This window comes from Citrobacter sp. Cb031 (assembly GCF_030336725.1).
Taxonomy (GTDB): Bacteria; Pseudomonadota; Gammaproteobacteria; order Enterobacterales; family Enterobacteriaceae; genus Citrobacter; species Citrobacter braakii.
Genome location: NZ_JAOWDA010000034.1, coordinates 819,414 through 840,155, shown reverse-complemented (window position 1 = coordinate 840,155; position 20,742 = coordinate 819,414). Strand labels below are relative to the sequence as shown.

The window sequence follows — 20,742 nt, the reverse complement described above, 5'->3', positions numbered from 1 at the left end:
AAATTATTCTACGGAGAGTGGATTTAACATGAATCTTGATGAGATGATCAACAGCATGACGCCGGAAGTTTATCAGCGCTTATCAACTGCCGTTGAACTCGGAAAATGGCCGGATGGCGTGGCGCTAACGGCAGAACAAAAAGAGAACTGCTTACAGCTGGTGATGTTGTGGCAGGCGCGAAACAATATTGACGCGCAGCATATGACGATTGATACCAACGGTGAGATGGTGATGAAGAGTAAGCAGCAGTTGAAAGTGGAGTTTGGTATTACGCCCGAACCCATTGCGACGTTTAAATCCTGATTACTCAGGCCCGGCAAACATCTATGTCGGGCCCGCAGTTGAAGTTATTTCTTGTTCATCATCGCCTTCAGATCGGCGAATGGATTATATTTCGCTTCGCCCACCGCCTTCTGCGCATCTTCGCCTGCAACCACCGTTGAACCATACTGGTCCGCTTCCGTATATTTCGAATGTTCGTGATCGTGGCAGTACAGGCACAACATTTCCCAGTTGCTACCATCTTCCGGGTTATTGGAGTGATCGTGATCGATATGGTGTACCGTCAATTCGCGCAAATTTGAATACACGAACTCACGGGAACAACGTCCGCAGACCCAGGGGAAGAGTTTAAGCGCCTTTTCCCGGTAACCGACTTCCAGACGGGCGTAATTTTTAGGGATAAAAGCCATAAAGCTCATGCCTCCAGTAGAAAATGAAAAGCTGCGCCAAAAGCTGGCGCAGCAGAATGCGATAATCATAACCTATTGTGTCAGGCGTTGGGATCAGTGTTTGATGCCTAACGAATCGGCTAACTGCTTAGCCAACTGGTTTTGGTCATCCGCACCGTATTCCCAGAACATGGCGCCTCCCAGCCCCTTGCTCTTGATGTAGTCAGCCTTGATCGCTACCGAGCGCGGGTTTTCATAGGAGAGGGCAAAGAGCGCTTTTCCCTCCACAGACTGCACTGACAGCCACGGCACTTTTGCTTCATCATCCCAATGCTGGCTAAAGCGCTTCTGCGGATCGTTGATCAATTTCGCCACGATATCGTTGTACTTCACATAGGTATCTTTGCTCAGATCGACGCCCAGTGATTTGAACAATTCAATTTGCGCGGGCTCGAAATAGGGCTGGGTAACAGGATTTTTCTGTGCGTCAGGTTTGCTCCAGTCAATGCCTGGCTCAACAGCGCGTTTCGGTACGCGACCATAAAAACCAATGCCCAGGTTCATCTGACTCGCTTTTAGACCGGCAGCAAGATAGTTGTTGACCACAAAATCAGCGCTGTACTTATCCGCCGCGGCGACTGTCGGCCATTGTGTCGAATCGTACAGGTTCGAGTTGAAATACTGCGTACCGTAAGCCATGTCATAGGTCATCAGGTTTATGTAGTCGAGCGATGGCGCAATGGCTTTCACATCCACCCAGCTTTTCGGGCTTTCCGCATTTGCGCCCACGGCGATAGTCAGTAGTTTTTTATGCCCCAATGCGGCGCGGAGCTCTTTTAACAGCGCGGTAAAGTTAGCTCGGTCGGCCGGTTTACTTTCGACCAGTCCCCAGGCGCCGTTGACCGGATATTCCCAGTCGAGGTCGATGCCATCAAGGCCATATTTCGCAATTATCTCCTGAGCAGACTGAATAAACACCGCCCGCGATTCTTTCGTTGCCGCCGCGCCTGAGAATCCACGTGCCCCCCAACCACCGACGGAAAGCAATACTTTCAGGTTCGGATTCTGTTTACGCAACTGTGGAATTTTCAGTAAATCATCCTGCACTTTCGGTGAAAGCCAAATCTGATGCAGCTTGCCGGCGTCTTTTAAGGCGTCATTGGTCTCGTCTTTTTCGTTGTTGTAGACAAGGCCAAACGAATAGTTGAGATGGGTTATCTGACGAACATCCAGTTTATTGATGTCACCACCAGGACCGGCAGTGACGTCGCCGCCACCATTGAAGTAGCCAACTGACATCAGTGAACTGGCGGAAACAACGCTGGCGCAAAGCAGGGGTAATGCTGCCAACAAAGGCAATAGTTTCATCGGTGTTCCTCTTTGACATTTAAACAAGCAAACACGCCACGGAAATGGCGTGGCGAAAAAAACAGCATCTGCAGGTTAACAGTTTCATAACAGGAAAAATGCGAAGAGGTTCACGTCATGTCGGCGAAGCGGCAAACCATTTCTGGTAGGTTGTATCGGTTGGGGCAAACATTACTGATTGTTGACGCAAGTCCTTTTTCAGGCCTACAGATTTGCATACATGCGCAAATTCAATAGGCCGGATAAGGCGTTTTAAAGTATTAGCGATGGGTTTCCAGCCAGTCATCAAGCGTATACAGCGTCGCGCCCGCTGCGGCCATTTCCATAAACGCCTCTGCACTGTCCTGTGGTTGAATATTGACGCCACGGCAGCCGTCGGTAATAACGCTGACGGTATAACCAAGATCGAGCGCATCCAGAACGGTGAATTTAACGCAATAGTCGCTAGCCAGACCCATGATAATAAGCTCAGCAATACGGTGTTCGAGCAGCCAGGCGTTCAGCGTGGTTGCCTGACGACGACCGTTATCAAAAAACGCACTGTAACTGTCGACCAGCGGGTTCTCGCCCTTGGTGAAGGTTTTCGCTATCGCACGCTGGTTCAGCAGCGGATGCAGGGCCGCTCCTTCGCTGTTTTGCACGCAATGATCGGGCCAGAACGTTTGCGCCAGACCATCCAGTTGTCCCTGACTGTAGGGGGCGACCCGATGCTGGCTGGCAAAACTACCGTGATTAGCCGGATGCCAGTCCAGACTGGCAACAACCGTGTCGCCGCGTAGGGCGCACCAGTCAATCAGACGGTTGGCAATCTCGATTGTGCTATCGCCTTGCGGAACAGCGAGAGCGCCGCCGGCACAAAAGTCATTTTGTAAATCGACCAACAGTAAGGCTCGGGCCATGGGCATAGACTCCTTTATTCGTCGGGGGTGAGCTCGCCGCGCAGATTTTGCGTCATTGCTTCACGAATGCTCTGCACATCCAGTCCCTGACTGAGTAAATAATGCAATTTGGTGAGCGTGGCTTCGACGGTCATATCCGCGCCGCCAATCACGCCAGCGTGGGCGAGGGCATTACCCGTCGCGTAGCCACCCATGTTTACCTTGCCGGACATACACTGGGTCAGGTTCACCACCACAATGCCACGTGAGCTCGCATCTTCAAGTTCTTGCAGAAACTCTTTATTTTGCGGTGCATTGCCCACGCCGTAGGAGCGCAAAATTAACGCTTTCACCGGCTGGCGCAGGAAGTTACGCACCACATCAGCGGAGATACCTGGATAAATGGTGACCACGCCAATCGGTTGTGGAGTAATAGGATGAACAATCAGTTCTCCTGCGCCGTGCGGTGCTGGCGGTGTTCCCAGTCGACGGATGTGGATCCCAGCTTCCAGTAGCGGCGCAAGGTTGGGTGAGGCAAAGGCGTCAAAGCCATCGGCGTGCGCTTTAGTGGTACGGTTGCCGCGAAACAGTCGATTGTTGAAAAACAGGGTGACTTCATTGATCGGGTAATTTGCCGCAACGTACAGCGCATTGAGCAGATTGATTTGCCCGTCTGAACGTAGCTCTGCCAGCGGAATTTGTGACCCGGTCACAATTACCGGTTTACCCAGGTTCTCCAACATAAAAGAGAGCGCTGAAGCCGTAAACGCCATGGTGTCGGTGCCGTGCAGAATGACAAAACCATCGTAATCGTCGTAGTGTGCTTTAATGTCTTCCGCAATATGCTGCCAGTCTTCCGGCGTCATGTCGGAGGAATCCATCAACGGGACGTATTCGTGGATGGTGAAGTCTGGCATCTCCGGGCGGTGGAATTCAGGCATCAATGCCAGTTGACGCTGGAGATGACCAGAAACAGGAATATAACCCTGTTCTGAGCGCTGCATACCGATGGTACCGCCGGTATAGGCAACGTAAATCGATTTCTTTTGCATGACTTTTCTTCTGTCTCAATGAAAACCCCTCTTCATCCCGAAGAGGGGGCAATTGTTAGCGAACGTTGGCGCAGGTCAGGCAAAACGCATATCGGTTTTGCGGATCGTTAAACGCGGCCAGCTTATCGCTTTCCGCTTTAACTGCACTGGCCGCAGAAGCAAGCGGCGCCGGGAGCATGGCCTGAATAGCTTCGGGCAGCATGGCGCGAACGGAGCCTGACATGCTGTCCATTACCATATCGACGAATGTCGGTTCATCCTGATAATACGCAATGTGCCACTGTTTCAGCTTGGCAAGCTCAGCCGCTTTCGCGATGGCGTCGTCAAAATCACCGAGGCTGTCTACCAGTCCGTTGGCTTTCGCATCCTGACCGGTCCAGACGTGACCCTGCGCGATTTTGTCAATCTGCTCAGGGGTTGTCTTACGTGCATCCGCGACCAGCGTGATAAAGCGCTTATAGCCATTTTCAATGCTCAATTGCATCATTTGCTGCACTTCAGGCGGTAACGCTTTGGTTATGGAGATATCCGCCAGCGGGGAAGTGGCCACGCCATCGGTATGTACACCAATGGAATCCAGGCTGTTTTCTACGGTGTTGATCACACCAAAGATCCCGATTGAACCGGTCAAAGTGCTGGGGTTTGCCACAATGTAACTGGCTGGGGTGGAGATCCAGTAGCCACCGGAGGCCGCCATGCCGCCCATGGACACGACAACCGGTTTACCCGCCGCTTTTGCCGCAGCCAGCTCAGCACGAATGACTTCCGAGGCGCTGACGCTGCCGCCAGGACTGTTCACGCGCAGAACAATAGCTTTCACTTTCGGATCGAGACGTGCTTCGCGGATTTGTGCGGCAGTGGTGTCGCCCCCCACATTTCCTGGGGTTTCTTCACCGTCCATAATCGCGCCGTTCGCGAAGATAACGCCAATGCTGTCTCCGGTATCCGCCGGCGTTTTCAGCGAATAATCGTAATAGCTGACGGCGCGATAGTTTTTATCCGCTTTGCTCCAGCCAAACTGTTTGGTCAGCATTTTTTCGACTTCGGCGCTGGAGGCGAGTGCATCCACCAGTTTGTTGTCGAGCGCATATTTCGCCGTATCTCCATCGACCTTCGTCAAACCGTCCAGCATCGCCTGTGCGCCAGGGAACACCTGCTGAGCTGGGATCTGGCGGTTGGCGGCGACCGTGTCGAGATAGTTCTGCCACAGCTCGCCGATCCAGCGACTGTCGGCTTCACGCGCGGCAGGAGACATATCATCGCGGATAAACGGTTCTACGGCAGACTTATAGGTCCCGACGCGGAATACGTGCGTGGAAACTTTCAGCTTATCGAGCAGGGACTTGTAGTACAGACCGTTGGTGGCAAAGCCGTGCAGATCAACGGAACCCTGCGGAGAGAGGTAAATTTTGTTAGCAAAACTGGCGAGGTAATACTGCCCCTGGCTGAAGTTATCGCCCACGGCAAAGACCGGTTTACCGCTGTCGCGGAATTCCCGCAGTGCTTTGCCGATATACTGCATGGAAGGCTGGTCTGCCCCGGCAAAATTTTTCAGATCCATCACGATGCCGGTGATGTTGCGATCATCTTTTGCCTGGCGAATCGTATTCACGATATCAAACAGAGAGTTTTCCTGCAGACGATCGGAACTGGCGCCAAACAGCTGACGGCCAATAACGCTTAAACGACTGGTGCTCGAAGGCTTATCGACAATCACCCCGGAGATATCCAGCAGTAGCGCGCCTCGCTCAGCGTGTTCGCTGGTGTTGCTGCTGCTGACCTGCATCCAGATGCCCACGCCAACCAGCACCAAAAAGATGAAGAACAGGTTAAGCACAAATTCACGGACGAAATTGAGTAATCGCCATGTCCATTTAAAAAATCCGGCAATAAATCGCCACAGGGTTCGCATGTATTCTCCCTACCAATTAACAACACGCCACCCCGAAATCCCGGAGAAAGGCGATAAGATGAGGCTATCGTAATGACCCGACAGGCACTTGTCAGCAGGAATCACCGCCTGTGCTGTAACAAAATCCGCTCACGTGTTAATTTTGTGAACAAATTTCATTGTTGGAGTTAAGCAAATGGATGCACTCGAATTACTTATGACCCGTCGTAGCGCCTCTCGTCTCGTCGAACCGGCCCCGGCAGGAGAACAACTGCAAAATATTCTGCGTGCGGGAATGCGCGCGCCGGACCACAAAACGCTGCAACCGTGGCAATTCTTTGTCATTGAGGGCGAAGGGCGTGAACGCTTTGCCGCCGTGCTTGAAAAAGGGGCTATTGCATCTGACAGCGATGAGAAGGCCCAGGAAAAAGCGCGCAGCGCGCCGTTTCGCGCACCGCTGATTATTACCGTGGTAGCGAAATGTGAAGCAAACGACAAGGTTCCGCTATGGGAACAGGAAATGTCTGCCGGTTGTGCGGTGATGGCCATGCAGATGGCTGCCATTGCCCAGGGCTTTGGCGGTATCTGGCGCAGTGGCGCATTAACCGAAAGTGAGGTCGTCCGCGAAGCGTTTGACTGTCGCCCACAGGATAAAATCGTCGGTTTTCTCTATCTGGGCACACCACAGTTGAAAGCATCCACGACGATTACCCTTGCCGATCCGAGCGCATTCGTCCGTTATTTCTGATATCAACGGCAAAACTGTCTGGATTATGAGCAAAGGCACCCGAATTCAGACAGTCACTCTTACCACATCATGGAATGAGCGCTACCATATCCGGATTGCAATGACAGGAGATGTCCATGAGCGAGCAAGCTATTCGTTTAACGCAATACAGCCACGGAGCCGGTTGCGGTTGTAAAATTTCCCCAAAAGTGCTGGAAACTATCCTGCACAGTGAGCAGGCGAAGTTTGTTGATCCAAACTTACTGGTGGGTAATGAAACCCGCGACGACGCGGCTGTATACGATCTGGGAAACGGCACCAGCGTAATCAGCACCACCGATTTCTTTATGCCGATTGTCGATAATCCGTTTGATTTTGGCCGCATCGCCGCCACCAACGCCATCAGCGATATTTTCGCCATGGGCGGCAAACCGATTATGGCAATTGCTATCCTGGGCTGGCCGCTTGATAAGCTGGCGCCGGAAATCGCCCGCGAAGTAACCGAAGGCGGACGCTTTGCCTGCCGTCAGGCGGGTATCGCGCTGGCGGGGGGGCACTCTATCGATGCCCCTGAACCTATCTTTGGTCTTGCGGTAACCGGCGTTGTTCCAACCGAACGCGTGAAGAAAAACAGCACCGCCGAGGCGGGATGCAAGCTGTTTTTGACCAAGCCTCTGGGTATTGGTGTCCTGACCACCGCAGAGAAAAAATCGCTGCTGAAGGACGAGCACAAAGGGCTGGCGACGGAAGTGATGTGCCGGATGAACATTGCCGGGGCGGCATTTGCCGATATCGACGGCGTGAAAGCCATGACCGACGTTACCGGTTTTGGGCTGCTGGGGCATCTGAGCGAGATGTGTCAGGGGGCCGGCGTTCAGGCGCAGATCGTCTACCAGGCTATTCCTAAGCTGCCAGGTGTTGAAGAATACATCGCGCAGGGCGCGGTGCCGGGCGGTACCCAGCGTAACTTTGCCAGCTACGGACACCTGATGGGTGAAATGCCGCAGTCGGTTCGCGATTTGCTCTGCGATCCGCAAACTTCCGGTGGTCTGCTGTTAGCGGTAACGCCGGAAGCTGAAGCCGAAGTTAAAGCGGCAGCGGCGCAGTTTGGCATCGACCTCACTGCGATTGGTGAGTTAGTGGAAGCTCGTGGCGGTCGCGCCATGGTTGAGATCCGTTAACTCGATGCGGTTGTTTATTGCCGAAAAACCGAGTCTGGCGCGCGCTATCGCCGATGTGCTGCCGAAGCCGCATCGCAAAGGTGACGGTTTTATCGAGTGCGGAAACGGGCAAGTGGTGACCTGGTGTATTGGTCACCTGCTTGAGCAGGCGCAGCCAGATGCCTACGACAGTCGTTATGCTCGCTGGAGTCTGGTTGATCTGCCGATTGTCCCGGAAAAGTGGCAACTGCAGCCGCGTCCCTCGGTGACCAAACAGCTCAACGTTATTAAGCGATTTTTGCATGAGGCCAGTGAAGTCATTCACGCAGGTGACCCCGATCGTGAAGGACAACTGCTGGTGGATGAAGTGCTGGATTACCTGCAACTGGCCCCTGAAAAGCGCCAGCAGGTGCAACGCTGCCTGATTAACGACCTCAACCCGCAGGCCGTCGAGCGAGCGATTGAGCGTCTGCGCGCCAACAGTGAGTTCATCCCCCTGTGCGTGTCGGCACTGGCGCGAGCGCGGGCGGACTGGCTGTACGGTATCAACATGACGCGCGCTTATACCATTCTGGGGCGTAACGCGGGCTATCAGGGCGTACTTTCGGTCGGGCGCGTGCAAACGCCGGTGCTCGGACTGGTTGTGCGTCGCGATGAAGAAATTGAAAACTTCGTTGCCAAAGACTTCTTCGAGGTAAAGGCGCATATCGTGACGCCCGCCGATGAGCGGTTTACCGCTATCTGGCAGCCGAGCGAAGCGTGTGAGCCGCATCAGGATGAAGAAGGGCGCTTGCTGAATCGCTCGCTGGCTGAACACGTGGTAAACCGCATTAACGGTCAGCCGGCGATTGTCACCAGCTATAACGATAAACGGGAATCAGAATCCGCGCCGTTGCCGTTTTCGCTGTCGGCGTTGCAGATTGAAGCGGCGAAACGCTTTGGCTTAAGTGCGCAAAACGTTCTGGATATCTGCCAGAAGCTGTATGAAACCCATAAACTGATCACCTATCCGCGTTCGGATAGCCGTTATCTGCCGGAAGAACACTTTGCCGGACGTCACGCGGTGCTGAACGCGATTAGTGTCCATGCGCCGGATCTGCTTCCGCAACCGGCGGTCAATCCCGATACGCGAAACCGCTGTTGGGATGATAAAAAAGTGGATGCGCACCACGCCATCATTCCAACCGCGCGCAGTTCGTCCATCAACCTGAACGATAATGAAGCGAAGATATACAACCTGATTGCCCGTCAATATCTGATGCAGTTTTGCGCGGATGCGGTATTCAGGAAGTGCGTTATTGAGCTGGATATCGCGAAAGGTAAGTTTGTCGCCAAAGCCCGTTTTCTGGCGGAGGCCGGATGGCGTACGCTGCTTGGCAACAAAGAGCGCGACGAAGATAACGACGGGACGCCGCTGCCGGTGGTGGCAAAAGACGACGAGCTGCTGTGCGAAAAAGGCGAAGTGGTTGAACGACAGACCCAGCCTCCGCGGCACTTTACCGATGCCACGCTGCTGTCAGCGATGACCGGAATCGCGCGCTTTGTGCAGGATAAAGATCTGAAAAAGATCCTGCGCGCAACGGACGGACTGGGAACGGAAGCGACGCGCGCCGGGATTATCGAGCTGCTGTTTAAGCGTGGTTTCCTGGTGAAGAAGGGGCGCTATATCCATTCTACCGATGCCGGAAAAGCGCTGTTTCATTCGCTGCCTGAAATGGCGACGCGCCCGGATATGACCGCGCACTGGGAATCTATCCTGACCCAAATCAGCGAAAAGCAGTGTCGATATCAGGATTTCATGCAGCCGCTGGTGGGGACGCTGTATCAGCTAATCGATCAGGCGCGCAGCACGCCGGTACGACGCTTCCGTGGTATTGCCGCACCGGGTAGTAGTGGTGGTGACAAGAAAAAGAGCGCGCCGCGTAAACGCACGGCGAAAAAAAGCCCGCCATCTGAAGAGGCGGGCCTGTAATGCGCTCTTAGGCTGGATAAGGCATGTGTGCCGCATCAAGCCTACGGGAACAACAGATCTGAATTAAATCACACCCTGGCCCAACATCGCGTCGGCAACTTTCACGAATCCCGCGATGTTGGCGCCACGTACGTAGTTGGTTTGCTTGCTTTCGCCGCCGTACTCGACGCAGGCATGGTGAATATCCAGCATGATGTGGTGCAGGCGTGCATCCACTTTCTCCGCTTTCCAGCCCAGACGTGCGGCGTTCTGCGCCATTTCCAGACCGGATGTCGCTACGCCTCCCGCGTTGGCCGCTTTACCCGGCGCGAACAATACACCCGCTTCCAGGAACAGATCGGTGGCCTCGATGGTGGTAGGCATGTTTGCCCCTTCGGCGACAGCCTTCACGCCGTTGGCGATCAGCACGCGTGCCGCATCGACATCAAGTTCGTTCTGGGTGGCGCACGGCAGGGCGATATCCACCGGAACCGACCACGGCTGTTGGCCTTCCAGATAGGTCAAGCCAAATTCGCGGGCGTAATCCGCCACGCGGCCGTCGCGGCTGTCTTTGATCGCGCACAGACGCGCCAGTTTTTCTTTGGTAAATCCGCTTTCGTCGACCACAGTTCCGCTGGAGTCGGAGGCGGTGACTACTCGCGCGCCAAACTCCATGGCTTTCTCAATGGCGAATTGCGCCACGTTACCGGAACCAGAGACGGCCACGCGCATGCCTTCAAAGCCCAGGCCATGGCGTTTGAGCATCGCTTCGGTGAAGTACACCAGACCGTAGCCGGTAGCTTCCGGGCGAATCAGGCTGCCGCCGAAAGAGAGACCTTTACCGGTAAAGACACAGGCGCTGTTGTTGGACAGTTTTTTCATCATCCCGGCCATAAAGCCGACTTCACGACCGCCTACGCCGATATCGCCCGCCGGAACATCGGTATCGGGTCCTAAATGGCGGAACAGTTCGGTCATCAGCGCCTGGCAGAAACGCATGATTTCGCCTTCGCTTTTACCTTTCGGATCGAAATCGCTCCCGCCTTTACCCCCGCCCATTGGCAGCGTGGTGAGGGCGTTTTTAAATGTTTGCTCGAAGCCAAGGAATTTCAGGATCGACAGGTTCACGGAAGGGTGGAAACGCATCCCGCCTTTGTATGGGCCAATGGCGGAGCTAAACTGCACGCGCCACGCGCGGTTGACCTGCACCTGATTGCGATCGTCCAGCCAGACGACGCGGAACTGGATCACGCGCTCCGGTTCAACCAGACGTTCCAGCAACGACATCTGACGATAACGCGGGTTTTGCTCGAGGAAGGGCCACAGTGTCGTCATTACCTCACGAACGGCTTGCGCGAACTCGGTCTGATTCGGGTCGCGCTTTTGCACATGGTTAAGGAATGACTCCAGAGAACGTGTCTGATCCATAGATATAAGTACCTCTTATGTATTGATATGGTTATATTTTTGATTTTTGTGTTAAGTGTTTTGCAGTTTTTGACTATAACATCAGCAGTGTGACGGGACGCAAGAAAAAATTAACCGCGCTAAGTAAATTAATATTGCGGCGTGGGTCATAACCAAAAGCGATGATGGCAAGGGCTAAAGTTTCTGCCGGTTTATACCGTTATACTGAGCATAACTGTCAGTCAAAAAGGAAAGAATATGCGCCATATAATCATGGCAGGAGCGTTGGCACTGGTGTCCAGCGCGACGCTGGCAAATCAGCTTTATCGCCCGGACGTGCAGGTGAATGTCCCGCCGGAAGTGTTCAGTTCCAGCGGTCAGCGGGCGCAACCCTGTAGTCAGTGCTGTATTTATCAGGATCAAAACTACTCAGAAGGGGCGGTGATTAAAGCGGATGGCGTTTTGCTTCAGTGCCAGCGCGATGATAAAACGATCAGCACGAATCCGCTGGTCTGGCGTCGCGTAAAAGGATAAACGCTTCTAATAGCGGGATATCGGCAGGCGCCAGCGGATAACGCAGTGCTTCTTCGGGTGAACACCAGACGATATCCTGATGTTCATACACTTTCAGCTCCCCCTGATATGACGGTACATGCCAGGCATGTAAGTGAATGAGTCGGCCTGAAACCTCGCGTTGATGGCTGGCAATGTAGCGCCCAACGACCGCCTCGATGCCCAACTCTTCACGCAGTTCACGGACCAGCGCCTCTGGCTGACTTTCTCCCGGCTCAACCTTACCGCCAGCAAACTCCCACATACCTGACTGATCCGCATGCTGCGGGCGTTGAGCCAGTAAAATTTTGCCATCACGTTCAATGATAGCGGCGACCACGTCGAGGGTTTTCATTATATTCATCAAGATCTAACGGTAGAAAATGACATACTATCGTTATCTTTGTTTTATCTAAAGTATTCAGGAGCCACCGTTGAACGATCCTCAGTCGTGGGTAAAACCGTTAACGCGTATCCCTTCCAGTTTGCAACCGCTCGTTGCTACGCAGAAAAAACATTATGGCGATGTGCTGCATCCCACGCGCTGGTGGGGGCGGATGCCGTTCCTGTTCTGGCTGGTGGCGCTGTTTGTCGGGTATCTGGAGCGTAAAAAGGCGCGCCTGTCGCCGGTGATGCGCGCGCTGTTGATGACCCGCGTTTCTCAGGTGTGCCACTGCGCTTTCTGCGTTGACGCCAACAGTTTACGGCTGGCTGAACGCTGCGGCGCGCTGGATAAAGTCTTACAGGTTGCCAACTGGCAAGAATCAACGCTATTTAGCGCAGAAGAACGTGTAGGGCTGGCCTATGCTGATGCGGTCACCGCAACGCCACCACAGGTTGACGATGCGCTGAAAGCGCAGATGAAGCAATATTTTACCGATGACGCCATTACTGAAATGACCGCGCTGATTGCGTTTCAAAATCTCTCGGCGCGTTTTAATGCCGCTCTCGATATTCCCTCCCAGGGACTGTGCGACAGTTTTAAAGGACGCCCGCATGCTTGACCGCCATCTTCATCCGCGATTAAAACCGCTTTTGCATCGCTGCGTGGGCATCATTGATCAACCGGCGATTACCCCGGACGGACTTACGCTGGTCGGTTTTGCTATTGGCGTGCTGGCGTTGCCATTTCTGGCGTTAGGCTGGTATATGGCGGCGCTGGTGGCCATTGTACTCAATCGGCTGTTTGACGGGCTGGATGGGGCACTGGCACGGCGCAGAGGGCTAACGGACGCGGGAGGATTTCTCGATATCTCGCTCGATTTTCTGTTTTACGCCTTAGTGCCGTTTGGTTTTATTCTTGCTGCGCCGGCGCAAAATGCGCTGGCAGGCGGTTGGCTGTTGTTCGCGTTTATTGGCACCGGCAGCAGCTTTCTGGCCTTCGCCGCGCTGGCGGCAAAGCATCAGATTGATAACCCCGGTTATGCGCATAAATCGTTTTATTATCTGGGCGGACTGACCGAAGGAACCGAGACGATTTTGCTGTTTGTGTTGGGATGTCTGTTCCCGGAATATTTTGCCGTAATGGCGTGGGTCTTTGGCGCGCTGTGCTGGATGACGACGTTCACCCGGATCTGGAGCGGATATCTGACGCTGAAAGCGGTCCAGCGTCAGGCGTAACGTAGTGCGTTGCCGGATGCGCTTCGCTTATTTGGCCTACAACGATGGTTTATGTAGGCTGGGTAAAGCGTTCTCGCTGCATCCGGCAAAAATGACAATCTTACTTGCTGGCGTCTGGACCCCGTTCACCGCTGGCGATCGGGTTTTTCGGAGAGCTGCTCCACTCATACCAGCCGCCATCGTAGACGGAGACGTTTTTCCAGCCCATTGCGCGGGCATACATAAACGTTTCCGAAGCACGCCAGCCGGTACCACAATAGAATGAGACCTGTTGCTCTGGCAGGATATTCCATTGCTTCCACATGGCGGCGATGTCATCGGCGCTGCGCATGGTGCCATCCGGATTATGGAAATCTTCCATGTGGGTGGAGTCGCTGCCTGCATGGCCCCAACGCGCCCCTGCGATCTCACCTTTTGGCTTAATGTAGCTATAGCCGCTGGTCGTACCGATAAATTCCGGCCATGAACGAATGCTCACCAAAGACGCATCCTGGCGATGCAGCAGACCGCGAGCCTGTTGCATATCCAGCATCAGTTGCGGTTGGGCAGGGATCGTCACGCCGAAATCAGGTTCAGGCTTCACCGTTGGTGCCGTACCGCGTTCGACCGGTAAACCTGAGTCAGACCAGGTCTGCCAGCCGCCGTCGAGCAGACGAACATCTTTCACACCTGCATACAGCATAATTTGTGCCACGCGCGCGGCGGCGTAGACATCGCGGCCGTATAAAATCACCGTGGTGTCGTGGCGGATGCCGTGTTTCGCCAGCATCGCTTTGAGCTGCGCGTCGGACACTTTATTCCACAGCGGTTCGCTTTCGACTTCGTTGGTATCAATGTAGCCCGCGCCAGGGATATGGCTGAGCAGATACAACTTCGGCGCGCCCCAGGCGGCTTCAATCACTTTCCAGTCACCGGCCGGTTTGGCGGTCACCTCTTTACCCTGCTGAAGGTCGTGCAGCCACTGCGGGTAAACCAACTGTTCGAAGTGCGGCAGACGTTGCAGGCGGGCAGGGTCCGTAAGCGCATCGCTGAGGGTTGAGATAGCGTTAAAGCCGACTTTCTGCAGGCGGGATTTGACGGCCTGCATGTCAGTATCGCTGCCATACAATGCCACAGGCGCGTCGGTTTTCAGGTGATGTGCCTTAACCCAGGCGCTGAGTTGTTCATCATTCATCTTGTCGAGCCAGGCGGCAGACAGGTTCAGTGCGAAAGGCTCGTGTCCTGAAGGACCATTAAGCGATTGCGGCCAGCCGTTGTAAAAAGCGCTCTGACGGGTATCGATCGCCGCGCCTTGCTTTTGCTGTAACTGGTTGAGGGTGAGCGTCTGTGCTGTTTCAGCAGCCCAGGAAGAAGCGCAAGCGAGCCCTAAAGCCAGTGCCAGCGCGGTCATTTGAGAAACACGTTTCATCGAATAGCCCGACGTTGAAAAAGAGGACGACATTCTGTGCCGCCAGTTAAGTAAAAACCTTGCGTTAACGCAGCATATCGCCACATTCACGCCCAGTTTTCCATCTGTAATACGTGACCTGCTGGCGGAACGTCCTGCGCATCGTGGGTAACCTGTACCACCGGAATACCCAGTTTACGTACCTCGGTGAAGACCCACTGGCGAAAGGTATCGCGCAGCGACGCATCCAGCCGGCTAAAGGGTTCATCGAGTAACAGCGCCTGGGGTTGTGTCAGTAGCGCGCGAAGCAGGGCGACACGCGAGCGTTGCCCGCCGGAGAGCGAAGCCGGATCGCGTGAATAAAATCCTGCCAGGCCCGCGCGTGCGAGGGCGCTTTCCACCGCATGGCGTCTGGCGGGACCTTGCACGCTGGCGGGTAAGGCCAGCAGTAAATTCTGCCCAACGCTGAAATGGTCAAACAGCAGCGCATCCTGAAACAGAATGCCAATCTGGCGCTGCGCAGTAGGCAGTGTGTCTACGCGCTGTTCGTTGAGCCACAGTTCGCCTGACGCCTGAAACTGAGGAGACAACGCCCCGATCATCCACGAAAATAGCGAAGACTTACCGCTGCCGGAAGGCCCCATAATGGTGACAATGTCACTTTTATTAACCTGGAAATTAACGTCCTTCAGTAGCGCCGTCGTACCCTGGTATAACGAAACGCCTTGTACAATGAGCATTAGCGGAGTCCTTGTCGAAAGCGGCCAATCCACGCAGCGAGAAACGCCGCCAGTGCGAAAATTATAAGCGGTAACAGAAGCTGCCATAGCGCCTGGGTTGCCAGAATGGCGGTGCTGCCGCCGCTGCTTAATGCCACCGCTTCGGTGGTCAGCGTGGGATAGCGCCCGGCGCCTAACCACAGCGTCGGCATATACTGGGCGATACTGACTGAGAACCCTACCGCGAAGGCAACCAGCGCCGGGCGCGCCAGCTGCGGACATTTTACTTGCCAGAATATGCGGCCCCGGGTCCAACCCAGCGTTTGCGCAATCAAAATCAATCGTGGGTCAATGCGTTGCCACGCCGGTTTGAGCACAAACAGCATCCATGGCATCACCCACAGCAGGTGTCCCCAGACAATGGTTATCATCAGCCCATCCTGTCCGGCATATAACGCCAACAGATACTGTCCAGTCACCAGCGGCAGCGCAGGCAAAATGAGCGGTAGCCAGACCCAACGGTGTCCGGTTTGTGGACCCCATTCCAGCCAGGCAAAAAGTATCAGCAGCGCCAGCACGCTGGAGAGAAGCCCCAGTTGCAGGCTAGTGCTGAGCGCCTCGCTATTTAGCGACGAATAGCTGGCGATCAGCGCCAGAACCAGCGCGCACACCACACCGCCAAAGGGCAAAAGTTGTACCAGCGAACGTCCGATTGTACAGGATGAAAAACGCAGGCGTTCCCCGTTTACTGCGGGAATAGTGCGTTGCCAGGCGCGCCAGAGCAGATACCCCGCCAGCGCGATGATGAGTAGCAGCAGTACCAGCAGCAGGCTGGCGAGTGCTCCTTTAGCCTGTTGCTCGGCATCGCCCTGACTGAGCCATTGCCAGCTCAACACGGCAAGCGTTGGTGGGTTTCCGGGACCAAGGACGATTGCTACATCCACTACCGAGAGCGACCAGGCGACAATCGCCAGCATGGCTTTGCCTAACGCGGGGGCGAGAGAGGGCAGAACCAGCCAGTTCAGGCATTGCAGTCGGCTGTAACCCAGCGAATCCAGGACGATAACCTGCTGCGAAAGCTGTTTTTCACTCAGCAGAGCTGAGAGGATCCATAACAAAAAGGCACTCTCTTTTACCGCCAGCGTCACGCCAAGCCCAATGCCGTAGCGGTCAGGCTGGGAGCTGTGAAACGGGAGCCATTGCCAGAGCATGCCGCCTTCGGCAAAAACCAACAGCACGCTGGTGGCGAAGGCAACGTGCGGAATCGCCAGCAGCCACGGAAGACGCGTGCACAGACGCGCCCAGCCTGCGCCGGGCCATAAGGCGAGGATCGCCAGCAGGGCGATGATCAGCGCGCCGCCAGCCGCGAGGCTTACGGAAACCAGCGTTGCCAGTAACGCCTGCGGGAGTTGAGGATCGCTAAATAGCGCCAGCCAGTTTCTGGTACTCAGCGCCGGCGTTATCAGAGAAAAAGCCGCTGGCGCCAGCGGCAGATAAACGCCCGCCATGATGGCCCAGAGTAGCAGAATTAATGTGTACCGTAGCGGCGTAGCCATTCTTGTTCCAGAGCGTTTACCCATGCAGCATGCGGTTCTGGCAGTACGGCAGGGAGCCCTTGTGGGATCCGCGCCAGCAGCGCATTACGCTGGTCGACAGGCAATTTTTGTGGATCAAGCACCGAAGGATCTCCCCAGACAGACGGGTCGGCTTTACGCAGCTGCGCTTCGGGTGAAAGCAGGAAATTTGCCACGACTTTCGCTCCGGCGCTGGCGCGCGCATTCGCTGGAATGGTGACAAAATGCACGTTGCCGAGCATGCCCTGTGAGAAACCAAAACTATAGCTGCTTTTGGGTAATTCACCGCTGGCCACTTTTTGCTGCGCGTGGGCAGGATTAAAGGTCATTGATAAACGCAGGGTGCCACCGTTGAGCAGCGCATCCATTCGCGCTGGCGTGGGCGGAAAATCTTTACCTTCGCGCCACAGGGCAGGATGTAAAGCATCAAGATAATGCCACAATGGAGCGGTAACATCGGCGAATGTGGACGCATCTGGCGCTATTTTCAGCGCTTGCGGCTTGTTGGTGAGCGAAATTAACAACTGCTCAAGAAAAGCCGTTCCGGTAAAGTCTGGCGGTCGCGGATAGGTCACCGTGCCAGGGTGCGCCTGGGCAAACTCAAGCAGTGCCTGCGGGGATTGCGGCGGCTGCGCGGTGAGATCGTGCCTGGCAATAAAGGTAAGCTGTGCGCCGCCCCACGGTGATTCAGCCCCCTCCGTTGGAATGGAAAAGTCTTCATTCACCGGTTTATGGGTATCAACATAGCGCCAGTTAGGCAGCGTTTGCGCCCACTGGGTCTGTAGCAGCCCGGCTTCTTTCAGCGTGCGGAAATTTTCGCCGTTCACCCACAGTAAATCGACCGAGCCACCGGTTTTTCGCCCGGATGCCGCTTCCGTCTGGATACGTTTTACGGCGTCGGCGGCATCCGCCAGGCGTACGATTTTCAGGTTAATGGCATAGTGTGTTTTCATCTCGCCGCTAACCCAGTCGAGATACTGGTTAACTGCGTTGTCGCCACCCCAGGCGTTGAACCACACCGTCTGACCGCGGGCGTCATTTTTGATTTGCTGCCAACTGGCGTCCTCGGCGAAAGCCGCCAGCGGAGAGAGCAGCAAACTCAGGCACAATAAGCAGTAACGCATAATATCTCCATTGCTAAAAATGGGGGAAAGACTCAGGTCTTTTTCCGTTGATGCTCAAGATAAAGGCTTCTGGCCACGGCAATCACCACGCTCAGAGCGAACAGGATGAACAGGCCGGTAACAAACCAAAATGTGCCGCCGGTTAACAGGCTACCAGCCCATGAATAGACGATAGTGGCCGGTAACTGACCGATGCCGGTGGCGATGAAGAAATGGCGAAAACGAATCGAGGTCAGGCCTGCTGCGTAGCTTACCGGGTCGAACGGCACAAAAGGTAACAGGCGACAGACAAGAATTGTGTGCTTGCCATAGCGCTCGAAAAAAGAGTCCATGTTGTTCAGCACCGTTTTTCCGGTCAGTTTTTCCACCGCGCTGCGACCTAAAACGCGGGCAATAAAAAAGCACAGCGCCGCGCCTGCCATCGCGCTGCTCCAGGACAGAACGCCGCCCCAAAATGCGCCAAACAGCGAGGCATTGGCAAAGGTGATCACAAAGGCGGGAAGCGGCGCGACGATGGCCTGTAAGATCATCAGGAAGAACGACACGACCGCCGCCTGGGTTCCGTAAGAACGAATGAAGTTCTCAAGAGCATGCTGATCGAGCGTGGTAAATGCCGCCAGGCTGGCGTGAAGAAAATCACTCACGCCAGGTATCCACGCCCACGCCATCAGGGCGAGCAGCAGCAGGGCAAGCAAGCTTATACGGTAATAGCGTGTCCGCCGCGCTTTATTCATCTTGATCATTTACCCGCGTACTCGTGACCGAGCGCCGGATCGACATGTTTATGTCGCGCCCAGGCTTTGGCGGCCTGAACGAGGACGAATAGCGCCAGCCCCGCAACGCTGAGCTTACCGATAAATGCCCAGCTAATCCCTTCGCTGGCCAGTTCGTGCGACATCAGCGTATAGATAAAGATACCGGGCAAGGTGGTTAGCGCAGATATCACAGTAAATGACCAGAACGGAATGGCCGTCAGCCCATAGGCATAGTTTTGAATGTTATAGGGGAACAGTGGCACGAGCCGGGTCAGGATCAGAAAGTCTACTCCACTATGGGCAATGCCTGTTTCGATAGCCTGAAACGTTGCCGTATGGCCAACGTATTTCAGCAGCAATTCCCGGCCAAGCCAGCGAGCCAACATAAATGACAGCGCCGAAGCCATAGTTGCCGCCACTAACGAGATAAGCGTCCCTGTCACCGGGCCAAACAGCACACCGCCGACGATCACCAGGATGCTGCCAGGGATCAGACACAGCGCGGCAACTATAAACAGCAGGATATAAAGGGTATAGCCGAACAGGCCGCTTTGGCGGATGACATCTTGTAAATGATGGAAATTGGTGATCAGATCGGTCAGACCGTAATGATGGAAAACTCCCGCCAGAACGCAGAACAATACCGCAACAATTAGCAGCCGGTATTCTGCGTTATGCGAACTTCTTTTTCATGGGGGTTCTCCTGTAAAACCGAATGCAATGTAGCGTTTTCGTCAGCGAAAAGTGCGCGCGAAGATATAATAAATTTCCGGCCGCAACAATGTATTACCGTGGCTTTATTGATTTTGCACAGAATAAACAGACTCTCCGGGCCTGGCCCGGAGAGTGAAAATACGCAGACGATCAGACGCGGAATTTAGCCCATACAGGCGCATGGTCGGACGGCTTTTCCATGCTGCGGATTTCATAGTCGATGCCGGTTTCTTCGCAGCGCTCCGCCAGCGGTTTGCTCGCCAGCAGCAGATCGATACGCAGGCCACGGTTATCGTCAAAGCCTTTTGAGCGGTAATCAAACCACGAGAACTGGTCGTTCTTTTCAGGCCAGGCGTGACGGTAGGTATCTACCAGGCCCCAGCCCAGCAGACGTTCCATCCACTCGCGCTCTTCTGGCAGGAAGGAACATTTGCCGGTACGCAGCCAGCGTTTACGGTTCTCTTCGCCAATACCGATATCGAGGTCGGTTGGGCTGATATTCATATCACCCATGATCAATACCGGATTGTCGCGCTTCAGTTCAGTCTCCAGGTAGTTTTGTAGGTTCTGATAAAATGCGGCTTTGGCCGGGAACTTGGTTTCATGGTCACGGCTTTCGCCCTGCGGGAAATAGCCGTTGATCACCGTGATGCTGCCCAGAGGCGACGGAATTTCCGCCATGATGATACGACGCTGCGCTTCTTCGTCATCACCCGGGAAGCCACGACGCACCGCAATCGGCGTTTCTTTCGTTAATAGTGCTACGCCGTAGTGGCCTTTCTGACCGTGATAAAAGACGTTATAACCCAGCTTTGCTACCTCTTCGAGAGGGAACATATCGTCGTGGACTTTTGTCTCCTGTAAGCCAATAACATCCGGTTGGTGTTTTTCGACAATGGCTGCCAGTTGATGGGGACGGGCACGCAGGCCGTTGATATTAAAAGAGACAAATTTCATAGTCGCTGCCACTTTGCAAGATGAATAGTGCAAGGATGGTAGCAGAATTTCTGCAGGCTGACTGCTTCTTGTCACCTGATTCCAACAATGATTGCTAATGGTGTTAACGATGGAGCAAAAACTGCACCGTTTTGGCGCGTAGAGCGTCGGAATAGAGCAATAATTTCCGATAAATTTCGTATACGATCACAATTCCAGAATTATATTTGGCGACTGAATAAAATTGCGTTTTTT

Annotated in this window: 21 protein-coding genes; 7 read left to right on the top strand and 14 right to left on the bottom strand. The window is 54.5% G+C overall.

Annotated elements, in window-relative coordinates; translation table 11 throughout:
- Window positions 1-28: 28 nt before the first annotated feature.
- Complete coding sequence (locus OGV93_RS20495) at window positions 29-304, top strand: YeaC family protein (protein WP_016152817.1); 276 nt, start codon at window positions 29-31, stop codon at window positions 302-304.
- Between the two features lie 44 nt (window positions 305-348).
- On the opposite strand, the gene yajD is transcribed toward OGV93_RS20495, so the two are convergent.
- From yajD to sppA, 5 genes are all read right to left on the bottom strand, one after another.
- Entirely contained in the window at window positions 349-693 is a 345-nt protein-coding gene (yajD, locus tag OGV93_RS20490) for an HNH nuclease YajD (protein ID WP_003832478.1), read from the bottom strand.
- A gap of 93 nt (window positions 694-786) precedes the next feature.
- Window positions 787-2,040, bottom strand: a complete 1,254-nt coding sequence (chiD, locus tag OGV93_RS20485; RefSeq protein ID WP_200011037.1) for a chitinase ChiD — start codon at window positions 2,038-2,040, stop codon at window positions 787-789.
- A gap of 260 nt (window positions 2,041-2,300) precedes the next feature.
- The gene (gene pncA / locus OGV93_RS20480) at window positions 2,301-2,939 is read right to left on the bottom strand and encodes a bifunctional nicotinamidase/pyrazinamidase (protein ID WP_370602726.1); all 639 of its coding nucleotides are present in this window, start codon (window positions 2,937-2,939) and stop codon (window positions 2,301-2,303) included.
- A gap of 14 nt (window positions 2,940-2,953) precedes the next feature.
- Complete coding sequence (gene ansA, locus OGV93_RS20475; RefSeq protein WP_016156311.1) at window positions 2,954-3,970, bottom strand: asparaginase; 1,017 nt, start codon at window positions 3,968-3,970, stop codon at window positions 2,954-2,956.
- A gap of 55 nt (window positions 3,971-4,025) precedes the next feature.
- Entirely contained in the window at window positions 4,026-5,882 is a 1,857-nt protein-coding gene (gene sppA, locus OGV93_RS20470) for a signal peptide peptidase SppA (protein WP_016156312.1), read from the bottom strand.
- 175 nt (window positions 5,883-6,057) lie between these two features.
- Here sppA and OGV93_RS20465 point away from each other — a divergent pair, with 175 nt between their 5' ends.
- From OGV93_RS20465 to topB, 3 genes are all read left to right on the top strand, one after another.
- Entirely contained in the window at window positions 6,058-6,609 is a 552-nt protein-coding gene (locus OGV93_RS20465) for an NAD(P)H nitroreductase (protein ID WP_155574164.1), read from the top strand.
- A gap of 116 nt (window positions 6,610-6,725) precedes the next feature.
- Window positions 6,726-7,769, top strand: coding sequence for a selenide, water dikinase SelD (gene selD / locus OGV93_RS20460; RefSeq protein ID WP_016152831.1), 1,044 nt, complete (start codon window positions 6,726-6,728; stop codon window positions 7,767-7,769).
- A gap of 4 nt (window positions 7,770-7,773) precedes the next feature.
- Complete coding sequence (topB, locus tag OGV93_RS20455) at window positions 7,774-9,720, top strand: DNA topoisomerase III (RefSeq protein WP_049282049.1); 1,947 nt, start codon at window positions 7,774-7,776, stop codon at window positions 9,718-9,720.
- A 63-nt stretch (window positions 9,721-9,783) separates the two neighbouring features.
- Here the strand turns inward: topB and gdhA are convergent, their stop codons facing one another.
- Window positions 9,784-11,127 (bottom strand): NADP-specific glutamate dehydrogenase, encoded by a 1,344-nt coding sequence (gdhA, locus tag OGV93_RS20450; protein WP_016152833.1) that lies wholly within the window; start codon window positions 11,125-11,127, stop codon window positions 9,784-9,786.
- A gap of 237 nt (window positions 11,128-11,364) precedes the next feature.
- Between gdhA and OGV93_RS20445 the strand changes: the two genes are divergently transcribed.
- Window positions 11,365-11,640: a YnjH family protein gene (locus tag OGV93_RS20445; protein WP_434532898.1), complete on the top strand. Its 276-nt coding sequence runs from the start codon at window positions 11,365-11,367 to the stop codon at window positions 11,638-11,640.
- Here the strand turns inward: OGV93_RS20445 and OGV93_RS20440 are convergent.
- A complete protein-coding gene (locus OGV93_RS20440; protein WP_032947020.1) occupies window positions 11,600-12,013 on the bottom strand; it encodes a pyrimidine (deoxy)nucleoside triphosphate diphosphatase in 414 nt (137 codons plus the stop codon). The two genes, OGV93_RS20445 and OGV93_RS20440, sit on opposite strands and share 41 nt — an antisense overlap.
- A gap of 79 nt (window positions 12,014-12,092) precedes the next feature.
- Between OGV93_RS20440 and OGV93_RS20435 the strand changes: the two genes are divergently transcribed.
- On the top strand, window positions 12,093-12,662 hold the full coding sequence (locus OGV93_RS20435; RefSeq protein WP_047417903.1) for a carboxymuconolactone decarboxylase family protein: 570 nt from the start codon (window positions 12,093-12,095) through the stop codon (window positions 12,660-12,662).
- On the top strand, window positions 12,655-13,278 hold the full coding sequence (locus OGV93_RS20430; RefSeq protein WP_047358607.1) for a CDP-alcohol phosphatidyltransferase family protein: 624 nt from the start codon (window positions 12,655-12,657) through the stop codon (window positions 13,276-13,278). Before OGV93_RS20435 ends, OGV93_RS20430 begins: the two co-directional genes overlap by 8 nt.
- A 100-nt stretch (window positions 13,279-13,378) precedes the next feature.
- Here the strand turns inward: OGV93_RS20430 and OGV93_RS20425 are convergent, their stop codons facing one another.
- The 7 genes from OGV93_RS20425 to xthA form a co-directional block, all read right to left on the bottom strand.
- Window positions 13,379-14,686 (bottom strand): sulfurtransferase, encoded by a 1,308-nt coding sequence (locus OGV93_RS20425; RefSeq protein ID WP_287110082.1) that lies wholly within the window; start codon window positions 14,684-14,686, stop codon window positions 13,379-13,381.
- 86 nt (window positions 14,687-14,772) lie between these two features.
- Window positions 14,773-15,405 carry an ATP-binding cassette domain-containing protein gene (locus OGV93_RS20420; protein WP_287110080.1) on the bottom strand — a complete coding sequence of 211 codons (633 nt, stop codon included), beginning with the start codon at window positions 15,403-15,405 and terminating at the stop codon, window positions 14,773-14,775.
- On the bottom strand, window positions 15,405-16,940 hold the full coding sequence (locus OGV93_RS20415; protein ID WP_287110079.1) for an ABC transporter permease family protein: 1,536 nt from the start codon (window positions 16,938-16,940) through the stop codon (window positions 15,405-15,407). The genes OGV93_RS20420 and OGV93_RS20415 overlap by 1 nt, the downstream gene beginning before the upstream one ends.
- Window positions 16,913-18,082: an ABC transporter substrate-binding protein gene (locus OGV93_RS20410; protein ID WP_287110078.1), complete on the bottom strand. Its 1,170-nt coding sequence runs from the start codon at window positions 18,080-18,082 to the stop codon at window positions 16,913-16,915. The genes OGV93_RS20415 and OGV93_RS20410 overlap by 28 nt, the downstream gene beginning before the upstream one ends.
- Window positions 18,083-18,114: 32 nt before the next feature.
- Window positions 18,115-18,825 (bottom strand): TVP38/TMEM64 family protein, encoded by a 711-nt coding sequence (locus tag OGV93_RS20405; protein ID WP_103283887.1) that lies wholly within the window; start codon window positions 18,823-18,825, stop codon window positions 18,115-18,117.
- Entirely contained in the window at window positions 18,822-19,478 is a 657-nt protein-coding gene (locus OGV93_RS20400; RefSeq protein ID WP_287110076.1) for a TVP38/TMEM64 family protein, read from the bottom strand. Before OGV93_RS20400 ends, OGV93_RS20405 begins: the two co-directional genes overlap by 4 nt.
- 223 nt (window positions 19,479-19,701) lie before the next feature.
- On the bottom strand, window positions 19,702-20,508 hold the full coding sequence (xthA, locus tag OGV93_RS20395; protein WP_016152844.1) for an exodeoxyribonuclease III: 807 nt from the start codon (window positions 20,506-20,508) through the stop codon (window positions 19,702-19,704).
- Window positions 20,509-20,742: the final 234 nt, after the last annotated feature.